This window comes from Alkalilimnicola ehrlichii, assembly GCF_003399765.1.
Classification (GTDB): Bacteria; Pseudomonadota; Gammaproteobacteria; order Nitrococcales; family AK92; genus AK92.
Window position 1 is genome coordinate 12,490 of sequence record NZ_NFZV01000040.1, and the last position, 17,749, is coordinate 30,238.

General features: G+C 56.5%; 15 protein-coding genes. 9 read left to right on the forward strand and 6 right to left on the reverse strand.

Going from position 1 to position 17,749, the window contains the following annotated elements:
* Nucleotides 1-75: 75 nt before the first annotated feature.
* Nucleotides 76-1,986: a M48 family metallopeptidase gene (locus CAI21_RS21115; RefSeq protein WP_116304115.1), complete on the reverse strand. Its 1,911-nt coding sequence runs from the start codon at nt 1,984-1,986 to the stop codon at nt 76-78.
* 14 nt (nt 1,987-2,000) lie between these two features.
* Entirely contained in the window at nt 2,001-2,603 is a 603-nt protein-coding gene (locus CAI21_RS21120; protein ID WP_116304116.1) for a LemA family protein, read from the reverse strand.
* A gap of 399 nt (nt 2,604-3,002) precedes the next feature.
* On the opposite strand from CAI21_RS21120, the gene CAI21_RS21125 reads away from it, so the two are divergent.
* The 5 genes from CAI21_RS21125 to CAI21_RS21145 all read left to right on the forward strand — a co-directional run bounded on the left by CAI21_RS21125 (nt 3,003) and on the right by CAI21_RS21145 (nt 6,884).
* Complete coding sequence (locus CAI21_RS21125) at nt 3,003-4,418, forward strand: DUF1538 domain-containing protein (protein WP_404840906.1); 1,416 nt, start codon at nt 3,003-3,005, stop codon at nt 4,416-4,418.
* A complete protein-coding gene (locus CAI21_RS21130; RefSeq protein ID WP_116304117.1) occupies nt 4,415-4,762 on the forward strand; it encodes a P-II family nitrogen regulator in 348 nt (115 codons plus the stop codon). Before CAI21_RS21125 ends, CAI21_RS21130 begins: the two co-directional genes overlap by 4 nt.
* A 40-nt stretch (nt 4,763-4,802) precedes the next feature.
* Complete coding sequence (locus CAI21_RS21135) at nt 4,803-5,189, forward strand: CBS domain-containing protein (RefSeq protein WP_116304118.1); 387 nt, start codon at nt 4,803-4,805, stop codon at nt 5,187-5,189.
* Nucleotides 5,190-5,448: 259 nt separating this feature from the next.
* Nucleotides 5,449-5,871 (forward strand): lipase family protein, encoded by a 423-nt coding sequence (locus tag CAI21_RS21140; RefSeq protein ID WP_116304119.1) that lies wholly within the window; start codon nt 5,449-5,451, stop codon nt 5,869-5,871.
* A 50-nt stretch (nt 5,872-5,921) separates the two neighbouring features.
* Nucleotides 5,922-6,884: a hypothetical protein gene (locus CAI21_RS21145; protein WP_116304120.1), complete on the forward strand. Its 963-nt coding sequence runs from the start codon at nt 5,922-5,924 to the stop codon at nt 6,882-6,884.
* Nucleotides 6,885-6,980: 96 nt separating this feature from the next.
* On the opposite strand, the gene CAI21_RS21150 is transcribed toward CAI21_RS21145, so the two are convergent.
* From CAI21_RS21150 to CAI21_RS21160, 4 genes are all read right to left on the reverse strand, one after another.
* Complete coding sequence (locus CAI21_RS21150) at nt 6,981-7,541, reverse strand: hypothetical protein (protein WP_220348996.1); 561 nt, start codon at nt 7,539-7,541, stop codon at nt 6,981-6,983.
* The gene (locus CAI21_RS24325) at nt 7,538-7,801 is read right to left on the reverse strand and encodes a hypothetical protein (protein ID WP_220348998.1); all 264 of its coding nucleotides are present in this window, start codon (nt 7,799-7,801) and stop codon (nt 7,538-7,540) included. The genes CAI21_RS21150 and CAI21_RS24325 overlap by 4 nt, the downstream gene beginning before the upstream one ends.
* A 282-nt stretch (nt 7,802-8,083) precedes the next feature.
* Nucleotides 8,084-9,043: an alpha/beta hydrolase gene (locus tag CAI21_RS21155; protein ID WP_181919571.1), complete on the reverse strand. Its 960-nt coding sequence runs from the start codon at nt 9,041-9,043 to the stop codon at nt 8,084-8,086.
* A 156-nt stretch (nt 9,044-9,199) separates the two neighbouring features.
* A complete protein-coding gene (locus tag CAI21_RS21160) occupies nt 9,200-14,188 on the reverse strand; it encodes a diguanylate cyclase (protein ID WP_116304122.1) in 4,989 nt (1,662 codons plus the stop codon).
* 501 nt (nt 14,189-14,689) lie between these two features.
* On the opposite strand from CAI21_RS21160, the gene CAI21_RS21165 reads away from it, so the two are divergent.
* The 4 genes from CAI21_RS21165 to CAI21_RS21180 form a co-directional block, all read left to right on the forward strand.
* Nucleotides 14,690-15,766: a hypothetical protein gene (locus tag CAI21_RS21165; protein ID WP_116304123.1), complete on the forward strand. Its 1,077-nt coding sequence runs from the start codon at nt 14,690-14,692 to the stop codon at nt 15,764-15,766.
* A 74-nt stretch (nt 15,767-15,840) separates the two neighbouring features.
* Nucleotides 15,841-16,389, forward strand: a complete 549-nt coding sequence (locus CAI21_RS21170; protein ID WP_116304124.1) for an E3 binding domain-containing protein — start codon at nt 15,841-15,843, stop codon at nt 16,387-16,389.
* A 140-nt stretch (nt 16,390-16,529) separates the two neighbouring features.
* Complete coding sequence (locus CAI21_RS21175) at nt 16,530-17,441, forward strand: HEPN domain-containing protein (RefSeq protein WP_147305198.1); 912 nt, start codon at nt 16,530-16,532, stop codon at nt 17,439-17,441.
* 110 nt (nt 17,442-17,551) lie between these two features.
* A partial coding sequence (locus tag CAI21_RS21180) for a hypothetical protein (RefSeq protein ID WP_147305199.1) occupies nt 17,552-17,749 on the forward strand: 198 nt, incomplete at its 3' end.

Genomic DNA, 17,749 nt, shown 5'->3' on the forward strand with positions numbered 1-17,749 from the left:
TTGGCCGGCAGCCGCTCTCCCGACACGAGTACGCCTTCGCCTTTCGATTTACCGGTTCAGCGACGCTCTTTGATGCTATGACTCATCGGCTAACAACGGTGGCATCGGACAGTCGATCGCATCGGCCACGGCTCGGAACAGCTCCATTTCGACCGGCGTGATCTCTCCCGCGTGTTCGACGCTGGCCGCCATGGACTTCAGCAACATCGGCTTCTCCAGCGGCTTCAATCGGCTGAGCTTGCCCACGGCTTTATCCAAGGCCTGCGTGTTAGCGGCATGCGCGGCTAACAGGCCTGGAACCGCGAAGGGTAAGGTCGCCGCAGCGGCATTGAAAGCCGCTTCGGCATCCGCTTCCGCAACATGCCCCGCTCTTGCCAAGGCAGAAAGCAGGGTAACCACCTCCTCGACACACTCGGCCAGACGAACCCGAGGCGTCCCCGCCGGAGGCGCCAGGCAATCGTATAGAACGATTCTCGATAAGGCCCACTCCATCATGTCAACGCCGCCCTCGACGTCGATAATCGCGTTCAAGCCATCGATAAACTGCCCGTGTTGCATGGCCGATAACTGCTTGATCATCGGCAAGGCCAACTCGATCAGCGGCAAACGAAAACGTGCATCCATGGCATCGAGCTTGGGCATAAGCACACTCACCGCGTCGGGCAAATCCGCCCCGACCCGTTCCAAGGCCAACAGCTGCTGACGGCGGGTCACGACATCGCGGCTTAGCAAAATGCCGTACAACACGAGGCGCGAGGAATATAAATCGTGCGCGGCTTCCCGCAACTGAGGGTCTAAGGCTGCCAAAGTATCGCGTGCATAGTCCAGGTGGCCGCGTTGCGGCTGCCCTACCGAGGCGATAGCCGCGTCAACAGCGGCAGCCAACACCGGCCCGCCGACTGCGAAACGCCCGCGACGACCGCCCTCTTCGCTTACCGCGGCTTCGGCTTCGAACGCCACCGGAGCAACCCGCGGATAGCGGCCGTCCCAGCCCGGCTCAACCCGCCGAATACGGGCTTCCAAAGGCGGATGCGTGGCGAACAGGGAACTAAAGCCGGCCTTGACGCCTTCGCCGAAATACATATGGCTGAACTCGGATGCCGAATGCGCCTGTAACCGAGCACCAGGCAAGTGACTACCGATTTTCTTCAAAGCGCCGCCGATGCCGCTAGGATCGCGCGTAAACTGCACGGCCGAGGCATCCGCCAGAAACTCGCGTTGCCGGCTAACCGCCGACTTGATTATGTTGCCGAAAAACGTGCCGGCATAGCCAACCACCACCAGCCCCGCACCAATCGCCAAAAGCGCAGCGGCGCCATTGTTATTATTGCTATTGCGCGATGCCGAGCGGCCGCTATAGCGCATGCTATATAACACCTCCCGCCCTACTAAGCCGATCACAAGAATGCCGTGCAGTAAGGCCACCAGGCGGAGGTTCAGTCGCATATCGCCATGAAAAATATGGCTGAACTCGTGTGCGATCACGCCTTGCAATTCGTTACGCGACAACAAGCGGATACACCCGCGCGTGACGCCGATGACGGCATCCTGCGGCGTATGACCGGCCGCAAAGGCGTTGATTGCCTCGTCTTCCAAGACATAAACCGGCGGCACCGACATGCCGGAGGCGATGGCCATTTCCTCGACGACATTCAACGCACGCCGCTCGGCGGCATCTTGCGTGTTGCTGTTGATCAAGCGGCCGCCCAGCATTTCGGCAACCGCAGCGCCGCCATGCCGCAGTTGCGACCATTTATACCACGTACCGATCAACACCACGCCGATAATCACCGCCGCTATGCCGGCTACCAGCCCAGGGTCGAGTTGGGCCAATAAGCCTTGCTCGCCCGTCTCGTCGGTCACGGCCAGCAAGGCGGCAATCGCGAACACCGTCAGCGCAATCAGGCTTGCCACAGCCAAAATCAATAACGTGACAAGTCGTAGCGTATTACGCCGAGCCCGGTCCTGTTCTTCGAAGAAATTCATGGCATAAGCCTTGCTCAGTTACCGAACGACACCTTAGGCGCAGCCTGAATTTCCGCGCTGTCGGCAAACTCCAGCAGCGCCGCATCCGGCCCGTGCCCGAAGGTGTTGGCAAGCAATACCGGCGGAAAGCTCTGCTTATAGGTGTTATAGGTCATCACCGCATCGTTGAACGCCTGCCGAGCAAAAGCCACCCTGTTCTCGGTGCTCGTTAGCTCTTCCGAAAGCTGTTGCATGTTCTGCGACGCTTTCAAATCCGGATAGGCCTCGACCACCACGTTCAAGCGTCCCAGGGCACCGCCTAAAGCCCCCTCGGCGCCGGCAAGTTGGCGCATGGCATCGGCATTCCCCGGATCGGCGGCTGCCGCCTTCAAACCCGCCAACGCCGAGTTACGCGCCTCGACCACGGCTTCTAAAGTCTCCCGCTCGTGCTTTAAGTACGCCTTAGCGGTTTCCACCAGATTCGGGATCAGGTCATAACGGCGCTTAAGCTGTACTTCGATCTGAGCAAACGCGTTCTTGTAGCGGTTCTTAAGGGCGACCAGGCGGTTATAGATGGCGATAAGATAAAATACCAGTGCCGCCAGTAACACGAGTATCACGATGGTCGAGATCTGCATCTTCTATTCCTTGCACTTGTATAAGCGTATGGCACCTTACGAATAATCGCTCGCCGCCGATTAAGAAACAAGCGCCAATTCGGCCGCCTGACAGGAATAGGCGGCGAGACCACGCGGTTCCCGATCGACTGCGCCAACAGGCGCCTGCTAACTGCCGCATCCGCATGCTTGCGTTGCGACCGCTCCTCGGCAACAGGTAAACTCGGCACCTAAGAATAACGGCGAGCTGCCGATATAATCGGACACAACACCCGTTCCGATTGTGCCATCGCTCTGCGCGAGCATTACCGACAAGGCCTCTTTAGTGACCCAGCTCAAGGAATTCTACGGACTCCTCAAGCACTCGTTTCGCAACCTGCTGCCGATTATCGCGGTCGTCGGTTTTTTCAGTTTGCCGTTATGCAGCAAGTTCCCGATGGCTTGCTGTCGATCCTTGTCGGATTACTGATCGTCGTGCTCGGCGTTGCCTTGTTTCTACAAGGGCTGGAGCTGGGCATCTTTCCCATCGGTAAAAACCTCTCCAACGAGTTCGCACGCAAAGGCTCTTTGCCTTGGCTGATGGCATTTGGTTTCAGCCTGGGCTTTGCGGCCGTCATCGCCGAGCCGGCCTTGATTGCCGTAGCCAGCCAAGCCGAAATTATCAGCGAAGGCCGCATCAATGCACTAACCTTACGCATCCTGGTTGCGTTGTCGGTCGGCTCCGTAGTTGCCCTAGGCATCGTCAGAACCGTCCTAGGGCAAGATCTGCACTGGTACATGATCGTCGGCTACATACTCGTCGTGATCGTCACTTTTTTCGCACCGGAAGAGATCGTCGGACTGGCTTACGATTCCGGCGGCGTCACAACGAACATCGTCACGGTCCCGCTGGTTGCCGCTCTAGGTATCGGTTTGGCCTCTTCGCTGCAAGGGCGCAACGCCTTGTCGCACGGTTTTGGTCTCGTGGCACTCGCAGTAATGGTGCCCATGATCTCCGTACAGCTGTATGGGATCGTCGTCTATAGCTTCGGCGACACCGGAGGAGTCGAAAACGGTGCAGCCATGCTGGGCGAAATCGACGAGACGGCTATCGGCCCCAGCGGCGGTGGCATTTTGCTTGGCATTGTCGCCGAGCTACTCGCCATGGTCAGAGACGTTCTACCGATCATCGCGGTCGTACTGATCTTTCAATATCTCGTCATTCGCAAACCGATCGCACATTTCCATAAAGTCGCCATCGGTTTTCTGCTCGTAATCGTTGGCCTTTATGCCTTTGTCGTCGGATTGAAATTGGGCCTTTTCCCCATCGGCGAGCGAATGGCCGAACAGCTGATCGAGTTAGATGGCGTCCTGTTTTTATATTTATTCGCCTTCAGTATCGGCTTTGCCACCACGATGGCGGAACCCGCGCTGATTGCCATCGGCCACAAAGCCGAAGAAGCCGGCAAAGGCCGCCTGAACGGCAATGTGATTCGCATTTTGGTCGCGTTGGGTGTCGCCGTCGGCATCACCGTCGGCGTTCACCGCATCATCGCGGGCGACCCCATACACTATTACATCATGGCGTCTTACGCCCTCGTCATCCTGCTCACCTGGCTCGCGCCCAAATACATCGTGCCACTGGCGTTCGACCTCGGCGGCGTTACAACCTCCGAGGTTACCGTACCGCTAGTGACAGCACTCGGTATTGGACTAGCTACGCATATCGAAGGGCGCAACGTATTAATTGACGGCTTTGGGCTAATCGCCTTCGCCTCGATTTTCCCCATCGTTACGGTCATGTTATACGCCATCGCTGGCGAGCTTGTTGCCCGTAGAAAGGGAGTCAACTCATGAAATTTGCAGCATTAGTAGCCATTTTGGCTGATGATCTGGAAGAAAAAGCCATCGAGTCCGCCAAGGCCGCAGGCGCCGGCGGGGTTACCATCCTCGACGCGCGCGGCATCGGCACACGCGAGAAGAAAAGCTTCTTCGGCATTACCTACGAGGGCAGCCAGTCGGTGCTGCTTTTCGTGCTGGAGAAAAAACTCTCGGTAACAGTGCTAAAACGCTTAACGCAGGACTTGGAGCTCGACAAACACAGTAAAGGCGTCGTGTTTACGCTTCCGCTTGAGCATATCGCCGGGATCGACGTCGCCCAAATCGAACACTTCGAAACTCAACTCAAGGATAAAATTTAAAGAGATACTGTATAAGTATCTCCTTAACGGGAGAATCCTCATGCTGGTCAAAGACATCATGCAAAGCGAGGTGGCCACCATCTCGCCTTTCGCCACCATCCGAGAAGCCATGCGTAAGATGCGCGATTGCAATGTGAAATCACTGGTCGTAGACAAACGCGACCCGCATGACGCCTACGGGATTCTTACCTACACCACTATTCTGCGAACGATCGTCTCGGAAGACGGCGATATCGATCTGATCAACGTCTACGATGTGTGCGCCAAGCCGGTCATTTCGGTCTACGCCGAAATGGATGTCAAACACGTGGCGCGCCTGATGATTACGCAAGATGTGCGGCGCATTATCGTCCTGCGCGACAACGAGCTGGAAGGCATCATCACGATGAACGACATCATCACTCCCGTACTCAAACTCGCCGAGTAAACCGCGCCGACACGACACCGACCCGATGGCGACTGGGAGCCCCCCTTCTCTAGCCCCCCTGCCGTGCCCATATTCTTCCTGAAGAAGAAGATTCGCTAAGCTCAGGCAAGCCAACGACTCTCAGCCATCGCCGTCCCGCGCATGCGATAGCATGCGCGGGCGCGTGCCTGCGCTTGGCTCTACTCCCTTGATTCAGCTTTATTCGTAGCCCAACCGGAGTTCCGCTTCGGACCATTGACGTAGCTCACGGAGGAGTCGCATGTTCAGGCCTACCCAAACCCTAAATGTCTCTCGCCGACTCAACGCACTGTCTCTCGGCGTTGCACTAGCGCTGGTTGTCGCCGGCTGTAGCAGCTCGAACAATAACAACTCGCCGGACGACGAAAACCCCTCGGACGGCCCCGAACTCAGTATGCCCGAGATCGAGCCGGACAACGTCAAGCCCATCGTGTTCGTGCACGGTACCGCGGGTTCCGCCGCGCAATACCAAACCCAAGCCATGCGGTTTGCCAGCAACGGCTATCCGGAGGAGCAAATCCTCGCCTTCGAGTACTCGACCGACGGCCTCACGGCCATCGGCCTCGCCGCCGGCGGGGCCAAAGCGCGGCGCTGGATAGTTTTATTGACGAGATCCTCGGTCGCTTCGAAGCCGACCAGGTCTATCTCGTCTGCCATTCCCTAGGTACTGCCGTCTGCGGACACTATGTCAGCGACCCGAGGCGCGGGGCTAAAGTGGCCAAGTACGTCGGCATCGACGGCCATTCGACACAGAACTGTCCCGGCAACGTTCCCTGTAAAGGGATTTTTGTCGATCCCAACGACCAGCTCGGCGACTACAACCTTTATCTTAGCAATGAAAGTCATGTCCAAGTCGCCACCTCGGAAGCCTCGTTCGCCGGGCAGTTCGAGTTTTTAACCGAGGTCGCTCCAGAGCGGACACACATTGCGCCGGAAGCCGACGAAGTCACGGTGGCGGGACGCACGCTTTATTTCCCCGCCAACGGTGGCGCGGAAGGCTCCACGCTGAATATCTGGGAGATCGATAGCGACACCGGGCATCGGTTGGAAGAGGCCGAGTCGCCGGTCGCCAGCTTCGCGATCGACGACAGCGGCAACTGGGGGCCAGTTGCACTCGTGCCGGGCGCGCACTATGAGTTTGAGTTGCTTCGACCGGGACGGCCGAACCATCATTTCTTCCGTCAGCCTTTCCTCCGCAGCACGCATTTAGTACGGCTGAACACCTCCCCCGTCGATGGCGACGCCGAGGCGAACACCCATCTGGGGCCGGACCATGCCGCCTTGGTTGTCTCCCGCGACAAAGAGTGGTGGACGAACGCTTCCAACGCTAACAACGACCGTTTGGAAGTCAGCACAAGCAGCCCCTACTGGGGCGACCAGCCGGCACTCAACGTGCTACGGGAAGAAATGGGCAACAGCAATATCGGCATTCATTTACACGACTCGGCGGAAAGACCGGCGGTAAGCAGCGGCGAAATTCTGACCTGGTTCCACGAACAGGCGTTTCAAACCGGTGCCGACATCTACATGCCGGCCTATGCTCCGGCCGACGGTACAATCACGCTCATTAGCACGCCGCGCGGGCGCAGCGATCGGCAGCAAACGATCAACGTCCCCAATCTTCGCTCTAGCGAGCACCGGATCTCGGTTATCTTTAACGACTATATTCAAGACTGAGGAGGCGGAGAGGCGCTCGCTGAGCGCCTCTCCCTGACGCTGGCGGCACAACGACCTGCCAAACAACCCACAGCGCCTCGCAGGTCGAAGGAACGCTTATCGAGCCGCGGCAGCCTCAGAATCGGCTTGGCTAACCGTTGCCGCAGTAACAAAGGTTTGATGGGGCTGGAAGATACAAATATTAGTCTCGCCCATCGCGTTACTATCGGTAATCTCGGTGAAGTGCACGTAAGACGTGTTCGGCTTCAATTCGTTGCCAATCACTACACCGTTCTTGTTACGTCCGGCGTCGGCATCGCCCGCGACTCGCTGGAGGAAGATATTGTCCCACCAGGCAAGATTCTGAGTATCGAACTCCTTCGACGAGCGCCCTTCCGACAAACGGAAAATGTAAAATCCGTCCTGTCCCGCCAACTCGCTTAACGGACGCCAACTGACTTTTATATTTTTCCAACCGCTGTTCTGCGGCAAGCGCTCTCCGTTGGCGGGGATGTAAGAGCGGTAAATATCGTCCCGTACCTTCTGGTACGCCCCGAGCAACGCTTGCGTCGGGCCGTCTTTCTGCACACGCGACATGCTACGGGTTTGCCCGTTCTTGCACTTAACTTCAATGCTGTACTCGCCCGGCGCCATGAAACCTGTATCCAGATTGATCATGTACAATGCGCATTGGTGGTGCGGTCGTAGATATGGCCGTTGCGATTCATCGGCGTAAAGACCTGGTTCGCGATCTCTACCCGGTAACCGTCGGGGCCGTAAGCCGTGATGCTCTCGACCAACTCAGGGATCGGAGCACCTCCGGTCGGATAGAAGGAAATCAAAAACTTATGCTGTTCCTTCTGCAAACCGGTGTTCTCGAAATCCATGTAAACGTTACACGCCATGATGTCGTAGATCTCGATCTTTTCTCCGCTCATCTCTTATCTCCTCCTGCATTTACGAACCAACCGTTTATAACGGACCAAAAACGGAATGAACGTTCATTCACTACCTTTACACAGAGCAGATAGAAGCGCAAGCGCCGCAGGGCACGCTCTTCACTAGCCGACAATCAAGCAAGCGTTATCAGAGGGGAACAAAAGATTTAGCAATTCGTAGGGGGCGCGGCCGTATCCCCGATGCACCGGCGTAGTCTGACGCTTAACCGCGACAAGATCCGCGCCCCCGGCGAGCCGCCGAAAAACTTAAAACCCGCAATCCTATGACGAAGCACACCCCTGGGCGTTGCGGAACATCAGCGGCAGAGCCTGATAGAGATAATGCCGGAACGTATTCATGTCGTGACCGCCCGCCCCTATCTCCAGCCGCGTTTTGATACCGTACCGCCGTAACAACTCAACCGTGCTACGAACGTTAGGCAGCATTATGTCATCCTCGGCGGCAGCCATGTACAACGGCACATTGAGCTGCTTATTGGTATCCGGGTTATTCAAGACTGACTGGAAATTCACTTCAAAAGCCGGCAAAGAACTCGGAAACCAACCCGCGCCAAACACAAACAAGTGGCTGAACAAGTCCAAGCGGGTTAATCCGGTATTAAAGACAACGAAACCGCCCTGCGACAAACCCGCCATAGCACGGTGATCGCGGTCACCGATGACGTGATAGTTCGTTTCGATATAAGGAATAATCGCTTCCGTAAACAATTGGGTGCAAGTATCCTCCTCCCCCGGCCTCACGGGAGCACTGGAAGCGCAATGGCCGGTATCGGGCATCACCACAATCATGCGCTCGACGGCGCCCTTGGCAAGCAAACCATCGAGGATGGCAGCGACACTACCGCCCCATACGGGGTTAGGGCTGCTCCAACTCGCATCGTCCTGGCCTGCACCATGCAACAGATAAAGGACCGGATAACGCGCACTGCCGGCCTCGCTATACTCAGGCGGAGTGTAAACATGCAGGCGCCGCTCTTGACCGCGGTGACGGTAAACGACCGCCTTCACCTCGCCTTGCGGCACATCGACGGGGAGAGTAGCCAAGGCCGTTCCGAAGGGCTCAGCAAGCGAAGCCAACGCTTGCTGAGCACACACCGAGGCCGCCCCTCCTTCCTTCTCATTGTCCGCCGCTTTGACGAAAGCGTTGGCGGCAATCGTACCGGAAGAAAACCAAACCCCTATCGCTAGGCAAAGCGCTTTACCCCACGTTGTTACTCCCATTGCAGCCCTCCTTGAGCCGATCTTATTCTTGTAAAAACACTGTCGGTCTCTTGCCCTCCGTTGGCCGCGAAGCATGCGGCGGCAAGACGTCTCCTTTGCCCTGGCACCGTTTGCTAACGGCCGCTGCACCACCCGACTTCCATTTGCAGCGTACCCCTAAGCGACGCTGACGTAGTTACGCCCTTGCGCTTTCGACCGGTACAAAGCCTCATCGGCCTTACGAATCAAACCTGCTGCATCGGCTGCCTGCTCGCCCAAACTTGCCACGCCGAGACTGACGGTGACGCTAAGGCACTGCCTATCGTGCTCCACCTGATGAGTTTCCACCGCATGGCGGAACCGTTCGGCAACCAGCCGCGCTTCATCTTGCCCCAAGCCCGGCAAGATCACGGCGATCTCCTCCCCGCCGTAACGCGCAACGGTGTCTCCCTCGCGCGAGTTCAACTTGATAAGCTCGGCGACTTCCCGCAGCACACGGTCCCCTAACGGATGCCCCCATTGATCGTTAAACGATTTAAAATGATCGATGTCGATTAAAATCAATGAAAGCTTGCGCCGGAAGCGCGATGCGGTGACGACTTCCTGCTTGAGCGTATTTTGAAAGTAATCATGGTTATACAGATTGGTCAGTCCATCCAGAGCCGCTTTACGCGATAACTCCAGCCGCCCTGCCGCCGCAACGCCGATGATCTCCAGTATCCCAAACCGATCGGGGGTAAAGCAGTTGGTGGTTCGATTATTCTCTAAGTACAACAAGCCAATGAGTTCGCTCTTAACGCCCGCGCCGGCGATGATCGGCAGGCAAAGAATGGACCTTACCCGATTACCAATAACGTGCTCGTCTAGATTTAAGCCAGGGATTTCATGATCGTTGCCCTGGGCATCGTCGACCACTACGGCTTGGCGCGTTCTCGTAACGTAGTTGACCACCGCCTGGGAAACCAAGGGGCAGTCGCTCAGCAACTGTTGCTGATGCACCCTCGGCTCAGTACCGACCTCCGCACCGACTTCAATATATAAATCGCCCTGCGGCCCCCGTAACGCTAAAGCGCCCCGCTGCGCACCGGCAAATTCCATAGCGGAGGTAATAACCTTCATCACCATCCGACCATGAACCTGCTCGTCGGCAATCGCCTTTAACGCTTTCATTAAGCCGCCAATATCTATACTAGCCAACGGCACCGCCGAGGTATGTGTGGCCGTCGCACTGGGCGCCGACCTAAGCTGCGGGAATCGCTGTTCGAGCTGCCTCACCTTAGCGACAGCCCCCCAACGACGATACAGCGCGTGCGACTCTCGCAAATACGGCAAGCCGAGCGTTAGACGCCCCGCGGCCATGTGCATGTCGCCGCATAGCTCATTCGCCAGCGCCTGCTCGTGCATAAAGCCCTGCTCGCGGGCGCAGGCTATGGCCAGGTCGTAATACTCATGAGCGACTAGAGGCTTGCCCATGACCCGGAGACGCTCGGCCTCAACCAAGTACTGTTTATCCAAGAAATTAACCGGGCAACGTGCCGCATAGCGTTTCAGCTTCTTCAGTCTACGGCTCGCTTGCCTAATTAAGCGACGCCGCCTGGCCTTAGGCGCCGTCTCGGCTACGCGCAGCCGGATCAAAGGATCGTAGAATTCAAAGAGCAAGTAGGCATAAAACCCGCTCGACTCCGTCACGTCCTCGTCGGATTGATCCGCAAGCGCAAGCGCGCCTTCGTAATCCCCAAACGTGTAGCGGAGAAACAAGGCGTGCAACAGAATCGATTCGACCAGCGTTCTGTCCTTGGCATCCCGATGCAGGGGAAGCAGCACATCGATATCGTAAGCCTCGCCAACTAAATGTGCCGGGTCGGCAGAACGTCCTAATAAATTGAGTACGGTTTGGTGCTGCCCCTGCACGTGGTAAAGCAGGGCACGTTGGCGCAACGCCTTAAACGCCGCCATCCCACGGCTAAGCTCCTGCTCGACTTGCGAAAGCCCTGCTCCGGAAAGCTGCATATGCTTGCAGTGCAGCGTCGTGGCATGGATGGCATACTCGAAATCGCCATTTTCCAGGCAGAGCTTCGCGGCTTCCCGTAAGCGGCCGAAGGTCTTGTAGAGCGGCGTTTTCCAATGTTGAACTAAGCTGCCGTACAAATGCTGGGCACGCCCGAGGATGTAGAGATCGCCGGACGCTTCTGCCATTTCCAGACCTAAACGACCGAGCGCATCGCCTTGTTCGATATCGCCTAAGGCGTTGGCAAAAATCATCCCCAACATAACGAAGCTGGTTGCCGTCAACGGTGCCTGCCCGTGCTCGATCGATACTTCGATCGCACTCAGCACCATCAACGGCAATAGCATCGGCTGAGCGAACATCGCCGCGCTGCCAAGTGTACCGCCGATACGCATGGCGGCGAGATGGCGGGGATTCATCATCGGCGGCAACGCTCGAAGCTCGTCGAAACCGCCGCGTAGCCGGCGCTTGATCTTAAGCAAAGCCAACAGCACGTGAAACTTATTAGGATTCGCCGGGTAAGAATGGCCCAGCCGTTTTAATACCGGCTTAGCGACTTGAATAGCCCGCAACAGCTCGCCACGAGCAATATAAGCCGAAATCTGCACTTCGTAGAATGCAGCTTGATCGAGCACCGAACCCGCCCGTTGCAAACCGACCTTGAGCAAGTCGTCTAAGGCTTCGTACTGCCCGCTCAAATACGCCGTTTCCGACGCTTGCACATAGAGCTCCAACGCCAAAGCATAGTCGTTTTCCCAGCATTCCACCCCTGCCAACGCTAAGGCACGCTCTAAGTGGCCGAAAGCAATCCTGTACGACGCCGTCTGCTTCGCCCGCTTAGCCGCCAGCAGATTCAGCCGACACAGCTCGACACGCTCCTCCGGATCCGTTAGCAACGGTTCGCCAATATTGAGATGATTGACGATACTAAAGAATTCATCGCCACCTTTAGCCTCCGGCAAACCATGCAATAAGCGCCGCCCTACGCGTAAGTGCACCGCTGCACGCTCAGCAGGATCGATCAATTCGTAAGCGGCCTGCTGTATCCGATCATGGGTAAAGGCGAATGCAACCGTAAGCTCGGACACGCGCCCGGCTTGCCGCAACTCCAGCAACTGATAGCCGTCCTTAACCGGAGCGATAAGCCCCTCGGCGACAGCCTGCTGGAGTTTAACGGCAACACCGACGGGCGCCTCCCCGAGCATGATCGATAACTCCCTTAGGGAAAAACGCCCCCCTGCACAAGCCGCCACTTCCAATACCTGCCGAGTTTCTTCGGCCAGAACCTCAAGCTTACGCGCCATCAGATCGACGACGTTGTCGGTCATTCTTTGCGCATTGATCCGTTCAAGATTCCAATGCCAGCAGCCTCGCTCAAGATCGAAGGCGATTAATCCGTCAGCATGCAGCGAGCGCAGAAACTCCTCGACAAAAAACGGGTTACCTTCCGTTTTACGCTTAACCAACTGAGCCAAGGGCTCAACGTCGGCCGGCGCAGCACGCAAAGTATGCCCGAGCAGCTGACACAAAGCAGGCGTGGATAACGGCTCCACCGTCACTCGAAACAGCGGCGTGTCGCTGTCCTCTAGCTGGTCGATCGCCTCCAACAGCGGGTGCCCCGGTCGTACCTCGTCATCCCGATAGGCGCCGAGCAACAACAAGTGCTTGCCCTCAGCTCGCGTCCGAAGGAGGTCCACCAAACCAAGCGTACCCGGATCCGCCCACTGCAAGTCGTCCAACACCAGGACCAAAGGATGCTCCGGCAAGTCAAAGACGCGGATAAAACTAAGCAGCGCCAACCTAAAGCGCTGCTCGGACTCAAGAGGCGGCAAATCCGGAATGCCCGGTTGCGGACCGACGATAAACGCCAACTGCGGAATCAAGTCGACGATCAGGCCCGCATTGGCGCCGAGACCAGCCATTATTTTCTCGCGCCAATCGGCCAAGCGGCCCGCACTCTCGGTAAGCAGTTGCCGCACTAGGTCGGACAAGGCTTCCGTCAATGCGCTATACGGCACATCCCGGTGCACGGGATCGAACTTTCCGGTAACGAAATAACCTTTCCGCGCCGTTACCGGTTTATACAGCTCGTGCAGCAGGCGCGTCTTACCAACCCCCAAACGCCCCGCCAACATGGCCACTGCCACACCGTGGCGACCGGCCGCCTCGAAAGCGGTCAGCAAATCGACAACGGCACCTTCCCGACCATACAGACGCTCGGGAATCCGGAACTTATCGGGTACGTCATGCAGGCCGGGAGTAAACGAAGGGGCGTCCTTCCCGTAACGCAACTGTTTCAAACAGCGTTGTAAGTCCGCCTGCACTCCCTTCGCGCTCTGATAACGCTCTTCGGCCGTCTTCGCCAACAGCTTCATGATGACCGCCGACACACTCGCCGGGATGGCAGGATCAACCGCGGCCGGCGGCACCGGATCTTTCGCGATATGGCAATGGAACCATTCGAGCGGCTCCGTGACCGGAAATAACGGGCGCCGGGTCAATAATGCATACAACGTAGCCCCTAACGAATAGAGATCGGTCCGATAATCCAGCGTTCGATTCATCCGCCCCGTCTGCTCGGGCGACATATAAGCCACGGTTCCAGGCACATTCGAAGGGTTGACGAAAAGCGGGGATTCGCACGTAAAAGAGATCGCCAAGCCGAAATCGATCAGCTGCAAACGACCCGACTCGGGGTTATAGATAAGGTTGCTAGGCGTTATATCCTTATGAACCAGTTGCGCCGCATGTAACTCCGCCAAACCGGCGGCCACCTTGCTACCGATCTGCAAGCATTCTTCCACGCTCAGCGGCCGCGTTGCCAGGATGCGATCAAGCGACTCGCCGCCGATATCTTCTAAAATCAGTACCGGCAGGTTATTCACTTGCTCCAGCGAGTAAGGACGAACGATATAATCGCTGCCAAGGCGGGTCAGCACCTCGTATTCATGATAAAAGCGCGCGATCGCCTCCCGTTCCTGCCGCTCGTCGCGCAAGGCCTTGACGATGACCGGCTTACCGTCTGCAATCGCACGACCTCGGTACACGCGCGTCCGCTCGCCGTCAAACACCCGCTCCAGGACGATATAATCCGCTAACCCACTCGCCAACGCGGCTTCGTCGGCAGACACTTCGTGCTTCAAATCATCCCCCAGCATACCCGGTAGGCACCGAATAATCCGCTTGCCCGTTTTAAACCCGACAGACAATCCTTATGTATTCTACGACAACAACATACTTCATATTATTAATCGGCCGGCCAAGAAGAAACTAAAAATATGCCCTCTCTCCATAACCTTACAAAAACCTCATAAACCCAACCCTTCCTTTCGGGAAGAAAACCTTTACATAAGACACTCGCAAATCATCTTCTGCATAGCAGCTTGTTATTACCTAGCAAACTAATACAAGAACGCTTACCGTCGAACCTATAGAAGAAATAATTATTTCCTCTTCTATATAAACATTAAAAATTTAGCGCCCTCATAAGAAAACAGAATACGCCTTGTCACCCCCAAACCGGCCCCCATAAACCGGAACAGGGAAGCATTAGGAAAGCCTCACGTATGGGTTACACCGCCTACACTTTCGGCAGAACGGCTTGAACAAGAGGTACTTTCCGGGGAATCGATAACTGCTGCGGTAAAGGAGGCCTCGCCATGCCGCCAGGCACAGGCAACGGTAGCCATCAAGAGACTCGCGACGCCAAGCACCGTCAGACCGACCGGGAGGGAGGCGCGAGCACGCGCAATCTGCCCAGCGAAGGTAGCGTAGCGGAACGACAGTACCAAGATTACGCTCTCCATTATTCAGACGCCGACGCCACTAACCGCAACAGCCCCGATGTGTTGCTGGATATTCCAGTAGCAAAAGTCGATGAAATCGACTTCGAACTGGAAGACCTCAAAGCACGCGTATCGCTACAAACCGAAGTTTTCGATCTAGTCAAACTCAGCGTCGGTATCGACGCTCGTCTTGGCCAGGTAAAGCTTCGTATTGCCGGCGTCGAGGCGCAAGCGCTTCTAAAAGTAAGATTAGACAACGTGACCGCCACCGTCGACCGCGTGTTAACCACAGTAGACCGCAACCCGGATGTACTTCGCGACTTGGTTCAAGGCGTAAGCTCATCGCTGGAACAGGTCAGCGAGGGCACCGGCGAAGCCGTAGAAGCGGTCGGCGAAGGTGCTGGCAAAGCGACCAAAGAAGTTGGACAAGGAGCAGGCTCCGCCGCCGAGGATGTAGGCGCCGGAGCAGGACAAGCAGCCGAAGAAGTTGGCGAGGAAACCGGCAAAGTGGCAGAGAGCGCCGGAGAAGGAGTGGAAAAAGCCAGCGAGGCCGCTGGCGAAAGCGCCGGCAAGGCTACCGATGAAGCAAGCCTTGAGGCTAACACGGCTACCGAACAAGCTCGCCAAACGGCGAGTACAACCGCCGACAAAGCCCAGAACGCAGCCCGCCACTCAACAGAGAACGCCCCTACCAACGGAGGCGAGAACCCATCCGCGCAACAGCAGGAACATGACTGGCAAATCCTCGGCGAACATCGCGACGATAGCGGTGGAATCGTACAACGGGCAATCGATCAGTCGGGCGATATTGTAGAGATCAAGCTCAACGCCGATGGCGGCATCGAAGACGAAGACATCGTCGGCAATATTTCCGAACTGGACATCGAAGACGAGCGAAGCAGCGATAGCGGCGCCACAATACGGCATTTGCGGGACGACCAAGCGCCTTGATCGAACAGGTACTCGGCCGCAACGGCCAAGCAACAAAGCTACGCGTCGTCGAGCATCGATAGGAGCGGTATTACATGGACGTGCAGGAGAACCTGAACAGCAAAATTCAAGAGAGCGCCTTGCAGGGCGTGCAATCGTTTATCGGCGAAGCGGTCGACCAGATCAAGGATCAACTGGAAGAAACGCGGGGCGCTCTTAATAGCTTGCGCGACCGCTTTCCCGAAGCGGACGCGCTACAAGCGTTCATCGACAATGTAGACGAGGCCTGCGAACAGGCCGAAAGCGCTCTAGAAAGCGCACTTGCCAACCAAGAATCCAGCGCGCAAGACTCAGAACAAGCACAGGCTGCTGAGACCGAAGAAAGCGAAGAACAACAGGCAGGCGACGACAAGCGAGCCATTACCGATGAGATAGCGAAAGCGAGCGGCGAAAGCGCGGAAGACAACGACGAGGAACAAGAAGCCGGTGCGGAATCCGAGCCTGACGAGGCATCGAGTATCCCGGCCACCCAAGCCGCACGCAAAATGGCCGAGGAACTTGGCGTCGAACTATCCGAATTGGAAGGCACCGGCGTCGGCGGCAAAATCACCCGTCACGACGTTAATCAAGCGGCGCAACGGTAACGACGCAGGGGCGCGAGGACCGATTTATCGCGTCCCGCCTTACTCTACTCGCTATCTACTTAAGGAAATACCGAGTTTTTCCTATTATCTCTTCACCTAGTATTATTTCCTTAGGATCTTCAATCTGTAAGAATCGAGGTTTGTTCTTATCAAGAGACCCGCTGGACATCATGAAAACGGATATTTCCCACCTACCGGATAATAAGCAGCGCGAGCTGCGTTTAATTGTTGAAACCATCACCGCCTTGGTAGACGTGGAGCTGATCGTGTTGTTCGGCAGCTACGCCCGTGGTAATTGGGTGGAGGACAGCTACGTCGAAGGGCACATCACCTACGAGTACCGTAGCGACTACGATCTGCTGGTGGTCACCGATCTGGTGCGGACGAAGAAATCCAAACCGCTGTGGAGCAAGGTCGAGCAACGGGTGCATGAGCATCCGGCCTTAAAGACCTGGCCGAACCTGATCGTGGAAGACTGCCGGCCGCTACAGAAGCGCCTGCAGGAAGGGCATTATTTCTACACCGATATATACAAAGAAGGCATCGTGCTTTACGACAGCGGCCGGGTGGAACTAGAGCCGCCGCGGAAGCTAGACGCGGAAGAGCGTAAGGCTAAGGCGGAAAAAGATTTTAATTTCTGGTTTAAAAGTGCTAACGGCTTTATGAAACAGTACCGGTTCGCCCTGGAGCAAGGCGAACTTGCTATTGCGGCATTCGAGTTGCATCAGGCTACAGAGCGCTTCTACAACACGGTACTGCTCGTGCACACAGGTTACAAAGCTAAGCAACATGGCATCGAAAAACTTGCAAAGCAAGTCGCAAGCCACGACCCACGCTTCTTGCCCGTATTCCCCAAAGTCACGCAACAAGACAAAGCTCGGTTTGAGCTCCTTAAAAAGGCTTACATCGACTCCCGTTACGACGAAAACTACGCGATTACCCGTGCGGACCTGGAGTGGTTGGGCGAACGTATCGATCGGCTAAAAGCCTTAGTCGAGCAATCCTGTCGCGAACGGATTGCCGGTTTTAGCGAAGAATTCGGCGAGCTCTAGAAATCGCCATTTCACAATACGATACGAGACAAAATATCCCGTTTGACAACGTTCTACAAATAAGAAAGGCTTAGCTCAAGCAGTAAATAAACGAATGAGGACAAATGCCCATGGACCGGGGGACCCCTGATTTCTCACGTCTGTCGCTGGAGGTGGCGGACTTCCCGCCGCTCAATGCCATCGCCTTACACGGTCGCGAACAGTTTTCCCAGCCCTTCCGCTTCGAGATCGACATCAAAATCCCCCGCGGCTATCCGGTCCAGCAGTTGGCGGGCCAGCGCGCCCGGCTGCGCTGGCAAACGCCCGAT

Excerpts from the sequence above, each read along its gene's own strand:
- CAI21_RS21120 (WP_116304116.1), bottom strand. The coding sequence starts at position 2,603 with ATGCAGATCTCGACCATCGTGATACTCGTGTTACTGGCGGCACTGGTA.
- CAI21_RS21125 (WP_404840906.1), top strand. The coding sequence starts at position 3,003 with ATGCAGCAAGTTCCCGATGGCTTGCTGTCGATCCTTGTCGGATTACTG.
- CAI21_RS21135 (WP_116304118.1), top strand. The coding sequence starts at position 4,803 with ATGCTGGTCAAAGACATCATGCAAAGCGAGGTGGCCACCATCTCGCCT.
- CAI21_RS21165 (WP_116304123.1), top strand. The coding sequence starts at position 14,690 with ATGCCGCCAGGCACAGGCAACGGTAGCCATCAAGAGACTCGCGACGCC.
- CAI21_RS21130 (WP_116304117.1), top strand. The coding sequence starts at position 4,415 with ATGAAATTTGCAGCATTAGTAGCCATTTTGGCTGATGATCTGGAAGAA.
- CAI21_RS21155 (WP_181919571.1), bottom strand. The coding sequence starts at position 9,043 with ATGGGAGTAACAACGTGGGGTAAAGCGCTTTGCCTAGCGATAGGGGTT.
- CAI21_RS21160 (WP_116304122.1), bottom strand. The coding sequence starts at position 14,188 with ATGCTGGGGGATGATTTGAAGCACGAAGTGTCTGCCGACGAAGCCGCG.
- CAI21_RS21140 (WP_116304119.1), top strand. The coding sequence starts at position 5,449 with ATGTTCAGGCCTACCCAAACCCTAAATGTCTCTCGCCGACTCAACGCA.
- CAI21_RS24325 (WP_220348998.1), bottom strand. The coding sequence starts at position 7,801 with ATGAGCGGAGAAAAGATCGAGATCTACGACATCATGGCGTGTAACGTT.
- CAI21_RS21115 (WP_116304115.1), bottom strand. The coding sequence starts at position 1,986 with ATGAATTTCTTCGAAGAACAGGACCGGGCTCGGCGTAATACGCTACGA.
- CAI21_RS21170 (WP_116304124.1), top strand. The coding sequence starts at position 15,841 with ATGGACGTGCAGGAGAACCTGAACAGCAAAATTCAAGAGAGCGCCTTG.
- CAI21_RS21150 (WP_220348996.1), bottom strand. The coding sequence starts at position 7,541 with ATGATCAATCTGGATACAGGTTTCATGGCGCCGGGCGAGTACAGCATT.